This window comes from Pseudomonas sp. BIOMIG1BAC, assembly GCF_001705995.2.
Taxonomy (GTDB): domain Bacteria; phylum Pseudomonadota; class Gammaproteobacteria; order Pseudomonadales; family Pseudomonadaceae; genus Aquipseudomonas; species Aquipseudomonas sessilinigenes.
Map to the genome: position 1 here is coordinate 1,882,869 of NZ_CP049045.1, position 14,798 is coordinate 1,897,666.

The following is a 14,798-nucleotide window of genomic DNA, read 5'->3' on the forward strand; positions in this document are numbered from 1 at the left end:
AGGGCCGGTAGATGCAAGCGGGGCGGCTTATGCCGCCCCGTTGTTTTCAAGCCTTGTGCAGTGCTTGGGCGGCAGCCAGTACCGCATCGACATGACCAGGAACCTTCACGCCGCGCCATTCCTGGCGCAGCACGCCGTCCTTGTCGATCAGGAAGGTGCTGCGGTCTACACCCAGGTATTCCTTGCCATAGAGCTTCTTCAGCTTGATCACATCGAACAGCTGGCAGACGGCTTCGTCCTTGTCACTGATCAGCTCGAAGGGGAATTCCTGCTTGCACTTGAAGTTTTCGTGGGACTTGAGGCCATCGCGGGAAATACCGAAAACCTCGGTATTGGCAGCCTGGAAGGCGGCGTATTGGTCGCGAAAGCCCTGGCCTTCGGTGGTGCAACCCGGAGTGCTGTCCTTGGGATAGAAATAGATCACCACCTGCTTGCCCTTCAGGCCAGACAGGCTGACGGTCTGGCCGCTGGTAGCGGGGGCCTGGAAATCGGCGACGGGTTGGTCGATAGCTACGGCCATGAGGGTTTCCTTACATGGGGTTCTGTGGGCGCCAGGGTTCGATCAGGGCATCGAGGTTCATGGCGTCGGCGAAGTCCAGGAACTGATCGCGCAGCCAGCTGATCTGGGTCCCGGCGGGCAAGGTCACGGTAAAGGTGGCATTGAGCATGGTGCCGCCGGTTTGCGGCGCCTGGTATGTGTCGCAGGTGAGGTTTTCCAGTTCGATTTGGTGGTCTATGAAGAACTGGCACAGCTCGTTGATGATGTCGGGGCGATAGGCTGCGCTGACGTAGGCGACATAAGGCAAGGCCTGGGGGCGATTCTCCAGGGCGGCACTACGCACTACATTGGCGGTGAAGGCATGCTTCTTGGCCAGGAACGGCAGGCTGCTTTCCAGGCGCGCCAGGGCGTCCCAGCTACCGGAAACCTCCAGTACCAACGCACTGCACTCGCCGTGCCGGGTCAGGCGCGAGGTCACCACGGCGCAGCGGTTTTCATGGCTGGCGCGGCACAGGACGTTGGTCAGCTCCATGGGGTTGGCGCCGAGGGCACTGATGACAAGGAATTGTTCGCGAACTGTGGGGGTGGACATGCAGCATTCCTAAAGCGATGAGCGGTCACCACTGTTAACAAGCCAATAGCGGGCAAGGGCCGTGGACGGGTCTGGATGGGCCTTGAACCTCAAGCCGACGGCGGGTCCCGAAACTCGCGGAACACGGGCAGGCAACACAAGAGTGGGGCTTTGCAGAACCAGCAGGCAGGCGATAACCCGGCTTATGTGCTTATTCAGTAGCAATCAAAGGCTGAAGGGTAGCGAAAACCATCGCTCAGGGGAATGCTCAGGGTGCGGGACTTCGCTTGTGCAAGGAACTTGGCGCCAGTACCATTACCGCTCTCTTTTTCCGGCAGGAGCGGTTGCATGATTGCGGGCAGTATGGTGGCACTGGTCACACCCATGGATGCACAGGGGAATCTCGACTGGGACAGCCTGAGCAAACTGGTGGACTTTCACCTGCAAGAGGGCACCAACGCCATCGTGGCGGTCGGCACCACAGGTGAATCGGCTACCCTGGACGTCGACGAGCACATCGAAGTGATCCGCCGGGTGGTTGACCAGGTGGCTGGGCGCATCCCGGTAATTGCCGGTACTGGCGCCAACTCGACGCGCGAAGCGATCGAACTGACCTCCAATGCGAAGATCGCCGGCGCCGATGCCTGCCTGCTGGTGACCCCGTACTACAACAAGCCGACCCAGGAAGGCCTGTACCAGCACTTTCGCACGATCGCCGAGGCGGTGGACATTCCGCAGATCCTCTACAACGTGCCGGGCCGTACCGCTTGCGACATGCAGGCCGAGACCGTGATTCGCCTCTCCAGCGTGAAGAACATCATCGGTATCAAGGAAGCCACCGGCGACCTGGACCGGGCCAAGGCGATCCTGGCCGGCGTGCCTGCCGATTTCCTGGTGTACTCCGGCGATGACGCCACTGCCGTGGAGCTGATCCTGCTGGGCGGCAAGGGCAATATCTCGGTGACCGCCAACGTCGCGCCACGGGCCATGAGCCAAATGTGCGCCGCAGCCATGGCTGGCGATGCCGACAAGGCCCGGGCGATCCACGAGACCCTGATGCCGCTGAACAAGACACTTTTCATCGAATCCAACCCTATTCCCGTGAAATGGGCCCTGCACGAAATGGGCATGATGCCGGACGGTATCCGTCTGCCGCTCACCTGGCTCAGTGCTGCCTGTCACGAACCGCTGCGGCAGGCCATGCGCCAGTCCGGCGTCTTGGTTTAATTGAGGAAGTACAACGCATGAAGCGAATGGCCGGACTTTCCGCACTTGCCTTGATTATCTCCAGCACCAGTGGCTGCGGTTGGATCTGGGGGCCGGAAGGCTACTTCCGTGACCGGGGTAGCGATTACCTGCAAGCGCAACAAACAGCACCGATGCAATTGCCAACGGATGTCCAGACCTCCAAGCGCCTGGATCCGCTGTTGCCGATTCCACGCAACGTTGCCGATGACAACGTCAAGGGCGAGTACGAAGTGCCTCGTCCGCTGCCGTTGTCGGCCATTGCCGACTCCAGCGACTACACCCTGCAGAAGAGCGGCGATTCCCGTTGGGTAATGGCCCAGCACCCACCGGCTGAAGTCTGGCCTGTGGCCGTGCAGTTCTTCCAGGACAATGGTTTCCGCCTGGACCAGCAGCGCCCACAGACCGGTGAATTCACCACCCGTTGGCAGCGCTCCGACGAACTGTCGGCTGCCGTGGCCAAGCGCCTGGCCAGTGCCGGCGTCGCCGCTGACAGCGAGACCCGCGTACGAGTGCGTATTGAGCCGGGCGTGCAGCGCAACACCAGTGAAGTCTATGTGGTCAGCGCCGAGCGTCCTGCCGGAAGCAGCGCGGATGTGGAGTTCACCAATCGTTCGGTCAACACTGGCCTGGACGCCGCCCTGGTGGACGACATGCTGGCAAGCATGAGCCGCACCTCCGAGAAAGGCGGTTCGGTATCGTTGCTGGCGGCCCGTGATTTCGATACCCCGAGCCGAGTCAGCCTCAGCGAAGACGGCAGCGGCAACCCGGTACTGAACCTGGGGGCTGACCTCGATCGTGCCTGGTCCAGCGTGGGTCGTGCCCTGGAGCAGGGCGAATGGCGAGTTGAAGACATCAACCGCAGCCTGGGCCTGTACTACATCAACCTGGCCGAAAAAGCCGAGAAGAAGAACGACGAGCCAGGCTTCTTCGGCAAGTTGTTCGGCAGCAAGCCGGCCAAGGAAGAAATCGAGGCCCGTGCCGAGCGCTATCAGGTTCGCCTGAGCAAGGTGGGCGAGAACGTACAGGTCACTGTCGAGAAGAACATCAACACCGTTGCCCCTGCTGATGTGGCGCGCAAGGTGCTGGGCGTGATTCAGGACAACCTGGGCTGATTGGATGCGTTTTGCCGTTCTCGGCAGTGGTAGCCAAGGGAATGGCACGCTGATCGCAAGCGCCGATACCTGTGTTCTGGTGGATTGTGGTTTTTCCCTGCGAGAAACCGAGCGGCGCTTGCTGCGACTGGGAGTCGATCCCGCGCAGCTGAGCGCTATCCTGGTGACCCACGAACATGCCGATCACGTGCATGGCGTGGGCTTGCTGTCGCGGCGCTACAATCTACCGGTCTACCTCAGCCAGGGCACCTTGCGCGGGATGCGCAAGCCGGTTGAGGCGACAGGTTTTGTCAGTGGTGGCGAGCGGCTGCAGATCGGTGCCTTGGGTATCGAGGTGATTGCCGTTGCCCATGATGCCCAGGAACCTACGCAGTTTGTCTTCAGCGACGGTCGGCGGCGTTTTGGCCTGCTGACGGACCTTGGCTCCTATGGCATTGATGTGCTGGGCGGCTACCGTGGCCTGGACGCCTTGATGATCGAGGCCAACCACTGCCGCGACCTGCTGGCGCGCGGTCACTACCCGTACTTTCTCAAGCAGCGGGTTGGCGGTGACCTGGGACATTTGAACAACCATCAGGCCGCAAGCCTGGTGGCCGAATTGGGATGGCAGGGCCTGCAACACCTGGTCCTGGCCCATCTGAGCAGCAAGAACAACCTGCCGCAGCTGGCCCGGCAATGTTTTGTCGACACCCTCGGGTGCGATCCGGATTGGCTGCAACTGGCCGATCAAGATTCAGGGCTCGATTGGCGCTACATCGCCTAGCCCACCTACTTAGCAAGCGGAGCCCATCATGGAAAAACGTGAAGAACTCTACCGTGGCAAAGCCAAATCGGTTTACAAGACCGATGACGCCGACCGCCTGATCCTGCTGTTTCGCAACGACACTTCGGCGTTCGATGGCAAGCGCATCGAGCAGTTGGATCGCAAGGGGATGGTGAACAACAAGTTCAACGCCTTCATCATGCAGAAGCTCGAAGCCGCGGGCGTGCCGACCCAATTCGACAAGCTGCTGGGCGACAACGAGTGCCTGGTGAAGAAGCTGGACATGATCCCGGTCGAATGCGTCGTGCGTAACTACGCCGCCGGCAGCCTGGTCAAGCGCCTGGGTGTGGAAGAGGGCATGAAGCTCAACCCCTACACCTTCGAGCTGTTCCTCAAGGACGACGCCAAGGGCGACCCGTTCATCAACGAATCCCACGTAGTGGCATTCGGTTGGGGCACTGCCGAGCAACTGGCCCGCATGAAAGAGCTGTCGCTCAAGGTCAATGAAGTCCTGAGCAAGCTGTTCGACGACGCCGGGCTGCTGCTGGTGGACTTCAAGCTGGAGTTTGGCGTGTTCAGCGACGGTTCCATCGTCCTGGGTGACGAGTTCAGCCCGGACGGTTGCCGCCTGTGGGACAAGGACACCAAGAAGAAGATGGACAAGGACCGCTTCCGCCAGGGCCTCGGTGACGTGATCGAAGCCTACGAAGAAGTGGCCCAGCGCCTCGGCGTACCGCTGTAATCGACGCAAGCATCTGATAGCACGGAAAAAAATTGCTAAAGGGGCTTCGCTTCCGGCAAAGGTGCTGTTATGATGCGCGCCGTTGGAGAGATGCCAGAGTGGCCGAATGGGACGGATTCGAAATCCGTTGTACCTTCGCGGGTACCTAGGGTTCGAATCCCTATCTCTCCGCCATATTGAAAGCCCCGAGCGCTTATAGCCCTCGGGGCTTTTTTCATTTGGGGAATTGGGAGAGGGTGATGTTCCGCCCAAGCCCCCGCTATCATCCCCGCCATGGCCTACTACGGGTGCGCGGACTCAAACTGCCACCAAGGGCCTGGTCATCACCGCTCTAGCGACATGGCTGCCTATCGCTCTGCCGATTCAGGGAAGGCAAGTCGACGGCGATTGTTTGTCTTAACCGCGTGGTGATCAGTCACCTCAAGGTACGCAAGCTGATGAGCGAGATGAAACTGGTCAGCAAGCAGCCGGGCTCACATGCCTATAAAAAGGCAACAGTGGAACGGCCAGATATCCCGAATGTACTGGGTCGGGAGTTCACTATAGAGAGGCTGAATAAGGTCTGGTGCGGTGACATCCCCTATATCTGGGCTCAAGGCCACTGGCACTATGTGGCGGCTGTGATCGATCTGTTCGCCCGCCGCGTAGTGGGTTGGGCATTTTCACCGAGGCCCAATGCCGACCGGGTGATCAAGGCTTTGGAGGTGGCGTATGAACAGCGTGGCCGCCCCCAGAATGCGCTATTTCACCGCGACCAAGCAAGCCAGTACGGCAGCCGAAGCTTTCGCCAGCGGCTATGGCGTTATCGCTTCACACAAAGTATGAGTCGGCGTGGAAACTGCTACCACAACGCACCAATGGAGCGGTTGTTTCACCGTCTGAAAACAGAATGGATACCGAGCGTGGGCTACATGAGCGCATCGCTGGCCCAGCAGGATATCGGTCGGTTCTTGATGCAGAGGTACAACTGGCAACGGCCACATCAATTCAACAGTGGGCTGGCGCCCGCAGTGTCCGGGATTAGTTGACCACTACAGGCAGCACCTTCGCCGGCAGGGGCTAGCGACCATCGCTTAGGCGCTAGCCTGCTATGTGGCGAGGAAAACCTCTTGGTCAGCTCGGTACCTTGATCGAAAACCTCTCCTGCTTGAATGTGCAGAGCACTACTATCTCGCTCAAACTTTCCACTTCATGGGCTCCGCCTTACTGGCAGACCGCTGGTCATGGTGTCAACTTCCTATTCGAGAGCTGAGAGTGGCTGCTCGAAATTATGTTTTTTAAGAGTTGACACCCAGTGTGAAATTTTAATCGAGCAGTAATTATTAGCTTGTCCTGTTTGTCTGGAAATTATTTTTTTCGCATGATATTTCTGTAGTGGTTTTACGGAATTTGATTTTCAGTAACCATCCGATAAATCTAACTTGATAAGCCGTGAAGATGACATATGCAGGGAATATATATCTGAATGATGCTGCTTGATTGAGTATGAAGAATGATCCCATGTAGGAAACAGTCAGCGCAATCAGCCAGCGATCATAACGTCCGTAGGATTTCCAGTTAAGTAGAAGTACAAGTAGTGTGATGGGCAGCCAGAAGAATGGTTTTGTGATTGCTTTTAACGCATCACCCATCCAGTTGCTTAGGTTCAAAATCGTACCACCAACCCCTGTCGCTTGACTGTAAGTCGAAACAAGGTTGTTTAGGGTAGGCCAGGGCTCGGCAGCAAACACTTGCGTTTGAATATAGCCTTCGCACAAACCGATCATACACTCATAAACTCTAATTTTCATATTGGCGTATACGAGGGGGTGATGGAGTATCATGCTCATCCATCGAGCCTTTAGTTCATCAGAGTTTACTAATATGATTCCTGGGGGCAGGATTGCATTTTCTCCCCAGAGTAGAGTTTCAATAGTAGAAAATGAATGTCGTTCTATAGCAATATTTGTGTCAGTGATCCCTTCTAGAGTTAGAGACGGCTCAATCGCGATTTTCGATTCTTCAGCTAAACGTAGCATCCCATCAGTTCCCATGCAGGTGCTGCTGAGCTTGTTCGTTCGCTGAAGCCTAGCCAGCTTGGGGATGCAGAAATAAGTCCGATTGAAACATGATCAATGCTATAAGCAAGCATTTGATTTTGCGTGGAATCGTTTTTCCCGTAAATATTAATGCCAATACTATTGGGATGAGTACAAGGGAGTTTTGGCGAAAGCCAAACAAAATAATGCAGGAGAAAAAATAAAGTAATTGGCGCCCATCTGCTGCCTTGCTCTATAGCAAAGATTGCACCTACAACCATAATGATCGATGCAAATGTCCATACATCCGGTACGACGAAGGATGTATAGACAAATGTCAGAGGTAACAAAAATATTAATGCTACCTAGAAAGAGTTTCTACTGGACAACGCTGTGATCCACAACGAGCAGGCTAATATCAGATAGCCAATCTGAACTGCAGTGAAAACGCTTGTGGGCAAGTCAAACAGTCCAATTGGCAGCATGAACATGGTCATTGTGGGTTGAAGCCATTGCTGCATGGGTCAGGCGATATTAAGCTTGCCTGTAATGCTGAAAGCTGTTGCCCATCTTGTCATTGTGTCACTCATGACAGTGTCGGGAGTGAATAAAATAAATGATGCACTAAGTATTAGTGCAAGCAAAGTAATCGCCAGCCATTTATGGCGCGATGCACAAAAAGGGTCTGGGCTCATTTCAAGTTTCTCATAATAAGCAGGCTTAGTTTTTTGGCGAGTAAAAACCAAGACAAGCAAAAAACAGAGTTTTAAGTACAGCAAAATTTCCTTTGAAAGCGCTAATTTTTGTAGGTACTTCACCTTTGGGGTATCGCCGAACAGTGGGGAGTTCCAAGCAGTTATACCCAAGTTTAGGAGCGCGATATGAAAGATACGCCAACAGTTCGTAAGCTATGAACTCATCACGAAATGGTGACACTTTCGGGTCTAGCAGCATTTTCCGGCTGTAAGCACGAAAGCCTTGAGTGGTGTCCGTCCACTTGAACCCGGAGAAAAGGCTAAGCATCGGTGCATGGATAAAGCGAATAGCGAAGTCTCGCGATTTAGGGGTGTTCTCGGCGACACCGCCCGCTACGAAGCGGGAGGCCTGCACAAAATCGACGCCCTGTTTCATCGCGTCGATAAAGCGCGGTATAGCCTCAGGGTCATCCTTGTCATTACCGTCAATGGTCACAATGCCTTCATAGCCTTGATCGAGAGCAAAGGCATAAGCGCAACGGAGCTGGGCGCTGAGTTTTCCGGGAGCCGTTTTGAGCAGTAATCCTCGCACGCCGACTTGTTGTAATGCTTGCAACTCCAGCGAGCCATCTGTGGTACCGCCATCGACAATGATTATGTCGGCAATATTTTCGATCTTGAGTGCCGCCATTCTGGTCAGCAGGCTTTTGATGCGTTCCCCCTCATTGATGACGGGAATCACCACGCACCAAGAGTGCTGACGGCCAAGCCAGAGTCGAGTGTCATAGGAAGGAACTTGCCATGTTTGGCTGGCAGCAGGAGCAATATTAGAAGAAGTCATCATGTTTACCATCAGGCCACGCGAGCTGTAATCAGCCCTACGCCAGCAATTACCAATACGATCCCTGCCCCTGTAGTCCAGTGGAAGGATTCACGAAAAATCACGACTGAAAACAGGGCTACAGTCGCCACTGCTCCGGCAGTCAGAACCGGGTGTGCCACATTCAATGGGAGGCGTGCCAAGGCAGCGGCATAAAGCAGAAAAGCTGCGCCATATAGCCCAAGCCCCACCCAAAATGGCCAATTACTCAACGCCACCATAGGCTCGCTGAGAGAGGGGAACTTACGGGGTGGCATCATGGCCATCTTCACCAGAACACTGGCGGAAGCATTGGAGAGAATGCCGAGAATGAGGATCAGCCACTTCATACTCATGTAGCCACCTCAACGCCAGTCACGCGGTAATGTTGTATCGCCACCTGAAGGGCTCGTTCAATCGACACTACATGCGATTCTCCCTTGGTAGCTACCATCTCGATGGAGACCACATTCGTAGGAAGGTACTGCGTCAGGGCGGCAGCCATTTGTCCATGCTCAGTACCACCATCGCCCAAAGGCAACAGGTCAGGTTCGCTGGCATGTACATGCCCAATCAGCGGGGCACAGTCGCTTAGGACCACCAGAGGATTTTCACCGTTAATAGTGAGCGCGCCAGTGTCCAGTTGCATTCGGATGGCTGGATGTGCAACGCGTTTCACTACATCGGCGGTTTCTGCGCTGCTGGTCATAAAGTTGGCGCCGTAACAGGTTGGGTTAGGCTCAAGACAGATAGTCACCCCGCAAGCCTGAGCGATATCTCCTAGCTGTCGGAAAAAAGGAATCGCGATGTCCAGAGCCTCTAGATCACTCAAACCGCTGCGATCTCGATTCTTCGGTGAGCCAAAAACCACCCGGGTCGCCCCCAGGATAGAGCCGATACGGCATATCGCTGCCAAATGCGTTAGCAGCGCAGCCTGGCTTTCAGCTGAGCCAAAGACATTTAGCCCTGTGGTACCAAACAATAGGGCTTGCATGCCGGTGATCTCGATCCCGCGTTCCGCCCACCAGTCTTTGACTTGATTAATCTCCCTATTCGTAGCTTTGGCTGGTTCTGGAAAATACTTGCCAGGAGCAATATCTATTGCATCAATCGCAAACCGCTGAAGCAGCATAGCGACCGTTTCATCTTCGTCGGTGTCCCACGCAATATTGGAAATCGCCAGCCTCATGCGCCAATCCCCGCGCTGGCTTTAATCGTCAGTGGTTCGGACTGCGCGTAAGCCCTGACCGCTAGAATTGTTTCGCGGGTGCTGTATTGATAGGCGCCCGATGCACCAAATACTTCGGCATGTTTGGTCCGCAGATCATAGGTCGCAGCGGGGTTTGCCAAGGTATGGGTGAAGGATTTACCAAAACCCTGTTGGGAAATGTTCTCGACACTAACGGGCTCTGCCGTAAAGTGAACCAACTTCAAGCCGGCATTGAGTGCTGTTTGAATGTCATACCAAAGGTTAACCATCGGGTAGAACTGGAATACCCCTCGGCTATCAATTGCTTGAAGGTTATTGTCATTCAGAAAGTCGAAGATGACGTTCTTGCGAAGACCTGGACCTACCAGGCCCGGTAGGCGAACAATCAGGTGATTCGGGAAGTGCTTTTCGATGAATGTTTCCAGTAGGCGACGATGCAAACCATAGGCGTGCAGTCCCGACTCATCGACAATAGTGTCCTCGTCAACACCCGTAGGGTTCTTAAAGACATCAACAGTACTGATCAAAATAAAGGTTTTGCACTGGATGGTTTTGAGGTGTGCGATCAGCTCCTCTATTTTTTGTCGGTCGGCTTCTGGCTCCCGGTTGGCGATCCATTTCTGCGCTGGAGCACCGGCACACACTACCGTATCAAATGATTGATTCTCTATCTCGAAAATATTTGTTGAACGGTATTTTGATTCAAAGTACTTCTGCTTTAGCAGTGTACTCCCTACATAACCAGAAAAACCAATTATTGCGCTGCTCATATAAACCTCACAAAACAGAACAGGAAGTATCAATCAATATTAAATCGATTGGGATACCCATCTAGATCAGGGTTGAGATCATGTCCTTCAAAATAAATATTGATATACGGTTCGGAATACTCAATAGATTTTATTGTTTTCGTACCAGACCCCGAAAATGTAACGACACCACCAACTTTCAATGACTGCCTATTTATAAAGCTATTCTCAACAAAAAAACCTGCACGGCTCCTGGAAACACCTTTGTTCCAGTTGATATCAGTAAAATCAAGAGGAGTCAGCGTTCTTAAGTAACTTTTTTCAGATAAATCTGCGCTGCCTTGCCAAATAATTTTCATGTCCGATACTGTAAATTGCCCGGTATTTATTTTTTTTAAGCTAAAGGCAGGCAGATCAACAAAAGCAACGCATGAATTACGATACTTTGAGAATATTCTTTTTGGTTGACTTTTAGATGCCCACTCAAAATCAAAGTTCCCAAACCCCGAAGCCATATCAACCTTACCCTCGGGCGATTCGGGATAGGCATGAAGAAAAAATCTTGGACCCAAGTCAAATGAATTACAATCTTTCTTGAGATAAATCAGTTCGTGACCTTGTGAGAAAAAAACTTTAAATCCAGAGCCGATATCAAACGAGTCAACCGAAGATTCCAGCTTAGCATCCAACACCCTATCAAGCTCTCTATCAGATTCTGCAGCCTTAACAGAATAAAGTAAGACCAACAAACCAAAAAAAGCCACTGCACTGATTCTTTCCAGCCGTCCACCATGCCTGAACAAATTGTAAGTATCAGCGAGCAACATCAGCGCAATGCAAAGCACAGCATAAGCTAAAGCCTGAATAAACCCAAAATACCACAAAACATAGTTGAGCTGAGTATGGATAAAAGAATGAGCCTTAGCCAAAAAAAACCAAGATACTGATGCTGCGAAATAAAACAAAATCAGAGCGGCAATTTTTACATCAAAAGTTTTTTTCTTTATGCCAAAATAACAAAGTCCCAGGAAAACAAAAGTAACGCTATAGTTTAAAAAAGACTTAGGTAGCCAAGCTATAATATCCGTCTTCCATCCAGACCAATACATATCAAACACAGTTATGATGGATGAGTTAAGCGATTGACTGTACACCTCGCCAAAATTCGATGCACTTCCATAAGTCCTTCTTTTTACATCTTGATCAATAATGTTTGAGATGCCCTGCAGGATCGAGTCTCCTCGCATTCCTGCGTGAATAAGAAAGGCACAAAGAAAACCAAAAATACAAGCAATTCCAACAAGGAACGCCATTTTTATATTGTATGAGTAATCGACTTTTTCATCCCTGAAAAATGGAGCTGTTACAAAAATAGCGCAAGTAAAGATGACAATATTCGAAAGGTATTCATAACCTGCAAGGCTCTTTAAGAAAATAGAAAAAGCCACGCAAAAAAGAAAAAAAGCTTTATGCCGCCACTGCTTGCTTAGATAAAGCATGGCCGAAAAAACTGCAGGCAAGAACCACAGAAACGGAACCCAATAAATGTTCCGTGCCATTGCAACGATCCAAGGGGACCCAATCATCACTAGGAAAAAGACAGCTCCAAACTTAAGGTCATAAACTTTTGTGTATAAATAACTCAGCGCGGTTACAGTGATGGAGAATAGTAGAGCGCCAACAAAATTCAGCCCCAATATGTTTTTAACGCCAAAAAAATTCGTAATCCATAAAAAAGCTGCACCTTGAATGCCGTACTGCGACGGATAATGAGTGAACTCTATTGACTTTAAATTGCCAGCCGCAACAGCCCTATTATAAGACTCCCAGTTATAATCCGAGTATTCAGTCTCCCCATTTATCGATATCGATCCAAGGTTCCACCCCCCCCTATCCAATCCGGCACTATCAGCAACAATATTGCCGGTCACCAATGCCTGAGAGTACCTATCGAATGTTGAAAAGAAGTAACTATCCGATGATCCAATGATGTTGCACTGGAAAACACTCACACCCAAGAATAAAAAAACAGAAAAACAAAAAATTCTAAATATTTGTATTTTTGATTTGAACAGATTCATCCAGAATCTCCAGGACGTCATAAATATTGTCAATTTTACCGCCAAGAACCGAATAACAACCTGGTAACTCTGCGTGTTTTTCAAAAAGAATTGGCCTTCCGTCATCACCCTCGTTCTTCATTAGAACGGTTTTAACTTCGAATAACGAGTCGATGTGTTTGGCCTTCAATACTTCAGGAATATATCGCCCTACGTCTCTGACCATCCGATCTACGCGAGTGTCGCGTTCGTAACATCGCAGTTTTTCATAAGGATCAATCTCTGGAAGGTCATTCCAGTGCAGGTGCGGTGTATAGCGAACATGGGACAAGGTGTGCAGCTCTCGCGCAGGAAAAGGCATCATCGAGAAAAACGGGCCGTCCATCACCGTAATACCCAAACCATTGAGTGATGGGGGCATTTGCATCAGGGCCATTTCCGTAATTTCTTGCTTGAGGCCGGTACTGACACCGGGGAAATCACCTTTGAACTGATTGAGGCCGCTATAAGTGCAGTTGAATACATAGCGACAGGGGATTGATTCCTGGCTTCCATCCTTCTTCTTGGCTACGACCTGCAACGGCGCCTGTACCCCTTTTGAAATCGAGGTCACTCGTGTGTCGTAGTGGACTTGCACACCGCTTTCTTTCAGTTCGCGCTCTGCCCACTGTGCGAGTTGACTGGTGTTGAACGCATATTCTTTGACCAGGTACACATCTTCGATCAGGCGGGGTTCGAACAAGCCCCGCAATACGGGATCTGCTGGCTGGATATCCGCACCAATTTCCCTACAAAAGCGCTCGAACTGTTTGGCCGTGACTTTCGAGTTTCGCCGGGCGATAGCGTAGAGCTTGGTGAAGTCTTGCTTCACCGCGAGCGGCCAATCCCGTACAAATTTCGGTAGGTTTACCCGACTTCGATAAGCGGTCGTAAAACTGCGTGGGTAGTGGTAGCCGTTATGTACTCGCGCCTGATTGTTGTAAGAGGCTCGCATCAACAGTGCTGGTTCGCGTTCAATTAGGGATGGTCTGAAGTAGCCATGTATTTCCCCGGCATACCACCTAGCGCAACTTTTAAACTCGCCAAATGATCAAAAAACAATCAATTCGACGAGTATTTCTTACGTTTTCGCCACCCGGACCCCACTCCGGTGGCCATTTCCCGCATTACAGGCGCACCTCTCCTGCATTCGTCAGTAAATGTCGGCGCGCCATCCACAGGTTCGACAGAGCGAACAGTGTCACCAGTTGCGCCGTGTTTTTGGCCAAGCCGCGAAAGCGCACCTTGGTGTAACCGAACTGGCGCTTGATTACCCGGAACGGATGCTCGACCTTGGCGCGCACCTGAGCCTTGGCCTTTTCAATCTTGCGCTTGGCTTTGTACAGCACGCTGCGCTTATCGAGTTTTTTGTAGGTGCTGCGGCGTGCCGCCACCTGCCAGATAACTTCACGTCCTTCATGCTCGGGCCGCTTTTCGACACCGGTGTAGCCTGCATCGGCGCAGACCACGTTTTCGTCGCCATGCAGCAATTTGTCCACCTGGGTGACATCCGCCACATTGGCCGCCGTGCCCACTACGCTGTGCACCAGACCCGATTCGTCATCGGCGCCGATGTGGGCCTTCATGCCAAAATAATACTGGTTTCCCTTCTTGGTCTGGTGCATTTCCGGGTCGCGCTTGCCGTCCTTGTTCTTGGTCGAACTGGGCGCATTGATCAGCGTTGCATCGACGATGGTGCCCTGGCGCAGCGACAGGCCGCGGTCGCCCAGATAGCCATTGATGACAGCGAGGATGCCGGCCGCCAGCTCGTGTTTCTCCAGCAAGCGGCGGAAGTTGAGAATGGTGGTTTCGTCGGGGATGCGCTCCAGGTTCAGCCCGGCAAACTGGCGCAGGATCGTGGTTTCGTACAGCGCTTCCTCCATCGCTGGATCGCTGTAGCCGAACCAGTTCTGCAGCAGATGCACACGCAGCATCGCCATCAACGGGTAGGCCGGACGGCCACCTTCACCTTTCGGATAATGTGGCTCGATCAAAGCAATCAAGCCCTTCCACGGCACCACCCGATCCATCTCGATCAGGAACAACTCCTTGCGGGTTTGCTTGCGCTTGCCAGCGTACTCGGCGTCGGCGAAGGTCATCTGCTTCATCGGGAAACTCGGTGGGTGGGGTCGCGGTATTTTGCCAAATCAGAAAGTCTTTTTCAGAGTTTCCTTAGCAGGATGCGCTTGAGCCCGCGTTGCTTGGCCAGATACACGGCGATGGCGGCACCGTA

The 14,798-nt window shown here is 52.6% G+C and carries 14 protein-coding genes, 1 tRNA gene and 1 pseudogene; 6 read left to right on the top strand and 10 right to left on the bottom strand.

Going from position 1 to position 14,798, the window contains the following annotated elements; genetic code table 11:
- Positions 1–46: 46 nt before the first annotated feature.
- Positions 47–520 carry a peroxiredoxin gene (locus tag ATY02_RS08770; protein ID WP_068580030.1) on the bottom strand — a complete coding sequence of 158 codons (474 nt, stop codon included), beginning with the start codon at positions 518–520 and terminating at the stop codon, positions 47–49.
- Positions 521–530: 10 nt separating this feature from the next.
- Complete coding sequence (locus tag ATY02_RS08775) at positions 531–1,091, bottom strand: glycine cleavage system protein R (protein WP_068580029.1); 561 nt, start codon at positions 1,089–1,091, stop codon at positions 531–533.
- Between the two features lie 327 nt (positions 1,092–1,418).
- On the opposite strand from ATY02_RS08775, the gene dapA reads away from it, so the two are divergent.
- The 6 genes and pseudogenes from dapA to ATY02_RS08805 form a co-directional block, all read left to right on the top strand.
- Positions 1,419–2,297, top strand: coding sequence for a 4-hydroxy-tetrahydrodipicolinate synthase (gene dapA, locus ATY02_RS08780; protein ID WP_068580027.1), 879 nt, complete (start codon positions 1,419–1,421; stop codon positions 2,295–2,297).
- Between the two features lie 17 nt (positions 2,298–2,314).
- The gene (bamC, locus tag ATY02_RS08785; protein ID WP_068580025.1) at positions 2,315–3,430 is read left to right on the top strand and encodes an outer membrane protein assembly factor BamC; all 1,116 of its coding nucleotides are present in this window, start codon (positions 2,315–2,317) and stop codon (positions 3,428–3,430) included.
- A 4-nt stretch (positions 3,431–3,434) separates the two neighbouring features.
- Positions 3,435–4,193 (top strand): MBL fold metallo-hydrolase, encoded by a 759-nt coding sequence (locus ATY02_RS08790; protein ID WP_068580023.1) that lies wholly within the window; start codon positions 3,435–3,437, stop codon positions 4,191–4,193.
- Between the two features lie 28 nt (positions 4,194–4,221).
- Positions 4,222–4,935, top strand: a complete 714-nt coding sequence (purC, locus tag ATY02_RS08795) for a phosphoribosylaminoimidazolesuccinocarboxamide synthase (protein WP_011059799.1) — start codon at positions 4,222–4,224, stop codon at positions 4,933–4,935.
- Positions 4,936–5,019: 84 nt separating this feature from the next.
- Positions 5,020–5,109: transfer RNA gene (locus tag ATY02_RS08800), tRNA-Ser, on the top strand.
- Positions 5,110–5,345: 236 nt separating this feature from the next.
- Positions 5,346–5,963 (top strand): annotated as a pseudogene (locus tag ATY02_RS08805) (IS3 family transposase); the annotation flags it as partial.
- Between the two features lie 294 nt (positions 5,964–6,257).
- Here the strand turns inward: ATY02_RS08805 and ATY02_RS08810 are convergent.
- From ATY02_RS08810 to ATY02_RS08845, 8 genes are all read right to left on the bottom strand, one after another.
- A complete protein-coding gene (locus tag ATY02_RS08810) occupies positions 6,258–6,968 on the bottom strand; it encodes a hypothetical protein (RefSeq protein ID WP_141698172.1) in 711 nt (236 codons plus the stop codon).
- Between the two features lie 705 nt (positions 6,969–7,673).
- Positions 7,674–8,501 carry a glycosyltransferase family 2 protein gene (locus tag ATY02_RS08815; protein ID WP_416220657.1) on the bottom strand — a complete coding sequence of 276 codons (828 nt, stop codon included), beginning with the start codon at positions 8,499–8,501 and terminating at the stop codon, positions 7,674–7,676.
- Positions 8,501–8,857 carry an EamA family transporter gene (locus tag ATY02_RS08820; RefSeq protein ID WP_068580019.1) on the bottom strand — a complete coding sequence of 119 codons (357 nt, stop codon included), beginning with the start codon at positions 8,855–8,857 and terminating at the stop codon, positions 8,501–8,503. Before ATY02_RS08820 ends, ATY02_RS08815 begins: the two co-directional genes overlap by 1 nt.
- 2 nt (positions 8,858–8,859) lie before the next feature.
- Positions 8,860–9,696: a sugar phosphate isomerase/epimerase family protein gene (locus tag ATY02_RS08825; protein ID WP_068580017.1), complete on the bottom strand. Its 837-nt coding sequence runs from the start codon at positions 9,694–9,696 to the stop codon at positions 8,860–8,862.
- Positions 9,693–10,487, bottom strand: coding sequence for an NAD(P)-dependent oxidoreductase (locus tag ATY02_RS08830; protein WP_068580016.1), 795 nt, complete (start codon positions 10,485–10,487; stop codon positions 9,693–9,695). Before ATY02_RS08830 ends, ATY02_RS08825 begins: the two co-directional genes overlap by 4 nt.
- Positions 10,488–10,516: 29 nt before the next feature.
- Positions 10,517–12,547, bottom strand: a complete 2,031-nt coding sequence (locus ATY02_RS08835) for a hypothetical protein (RefSeq protein ID WP_141698171.1) — start codon at positions 12,545–12,547, stop codon at positions 10,517–10,519.
- Positions 12,513–13,571 (bottom strand): FAD-dependent oxidoreductase, encoded by a 1,059-nt coding sequence (locus ATY02_RS08840; protein WP_228022311.1) that lies wholly within the window; start codon positions 13,569–13,571, stop codon positions 12,513–12,515. The genes ATY02_RS08835 and ATY02_RS08840 overlap by 35 nt, the downstream gene beginning before the upstream one ends.
- A gap of 121 nt (positions 13,572–13,692) precedes the next feature.
- Positions 13,693–14,673: an IS5-like element IS1384 family transposase gene (locus tag ATY02_RS08845; RefSeq protein WP_010466230.1), complete on the bottom strand. Its 981-nt coding sequence runs from the start codon at positions 14,671–14,673 to the stop codon at positions 13,693–13,695.
- Positions 14,674–14,798 lie beyond the last annotated feature (125 nt).

What these genes read in the sequence shown, in the direction of transcription:
- ATY02_RS08770 (WP_068580030.1), bottom strand. Translation starts at nt 520, where the DNA reads ATGGCCGTAGCTATCGACCAACCCGTCGCCGATTTCCAGGCCCCCGCT.
- ATY02_RS08775 (WP_068580029.1), bottom strand. Translation starts at nt 1,091, where the DNA reads ATGTCCACCCCCACAGTTCGCGAACAATTCCTTGTCATCAGTGCCCTC.
- dapA (WP_068580027.1), top strand. Translation starts at nt 1,419, where the DNA reads ATGATTGCGGGCAGTATGGTGGCACTGGTCACACCCATGGATGCACAG.
- bamC (WP_068580025.1), top strand. Translation starts at nt 2,315, where the DNA reads ATGAAGCGAATGGCCGGACTTTCCGCACTTGCCTTGATTATCTCCAGC.
- ATY02_RS08790 (WP_068580023.1), top strand. Translation starts at nt 3,435, where the DNA reads ATGCGTTTTGCCGTTCTCGGCAGTGGTAGCCAAGGGAATGGCACGCTG.
- purC (WP_011059799.1), top strand. Translation starts at nt 4,222, where the DNA reads ATGGAAAAACGTGAAGAACTCTACCGTGGCAAAGCCAAATCGGTTTAC.
- ATY02_RS08810 (WP_141698172.1), bottom strand. Translation starts at nt 6,968, where the DNA reads ATGGGAACTGATGGGATGCTACGTTTAGCTGAAGAATCGAAAATCGCG.
- ATY02_RS08815 (WP_416220657.1), bottom strand. Translation starts at nt 8,501, where the DNA reads ATGGTAAACATGATGACTTCTTCTAATATTGCTCCTGCTGCCAGCCAA.
- ATY02_RS08820 (WP_068580019.1), bottom strand. Translation starts at nt 8,857, where the DNA reads ATGAAGTGGCTGATCCTCATTCTCGGCATTCTCTCCAATGCTTCCGCC.
- ATY02_RS08825 (WP_068580017.1), bottom strand. Translation starts at nt 9,696, where the DNA reads ATGAGGCTGGCGATTTCCAATATTGCGTGGGACACCGACGAAGATGAA.
- ATY02_RS08830 (WP_068580016.1), bottom strand. Translation starts at nt 10,487, where the DNA reads ATGAGCAGCGCAATAATTGGTTTTTCTGGTTATGTAGGGAGTACACTG.
- ATY02_RS08835 (WP_141698171.1), bottom strand. Translation starts at nt 12,547, where the DNA reads ATGAATCTGTTCAAATCAAAAATACAAATATTTAGAATTTTTTGTTTT.
- ATY02_RS08845 (WP_010466230.1), bottom strand. Translation starts at nt 14,673, where the DNA reads ATGAAGCAGATGACCTTCGCCGACGCCGAGTACGCTGGCAAGCGCAAG.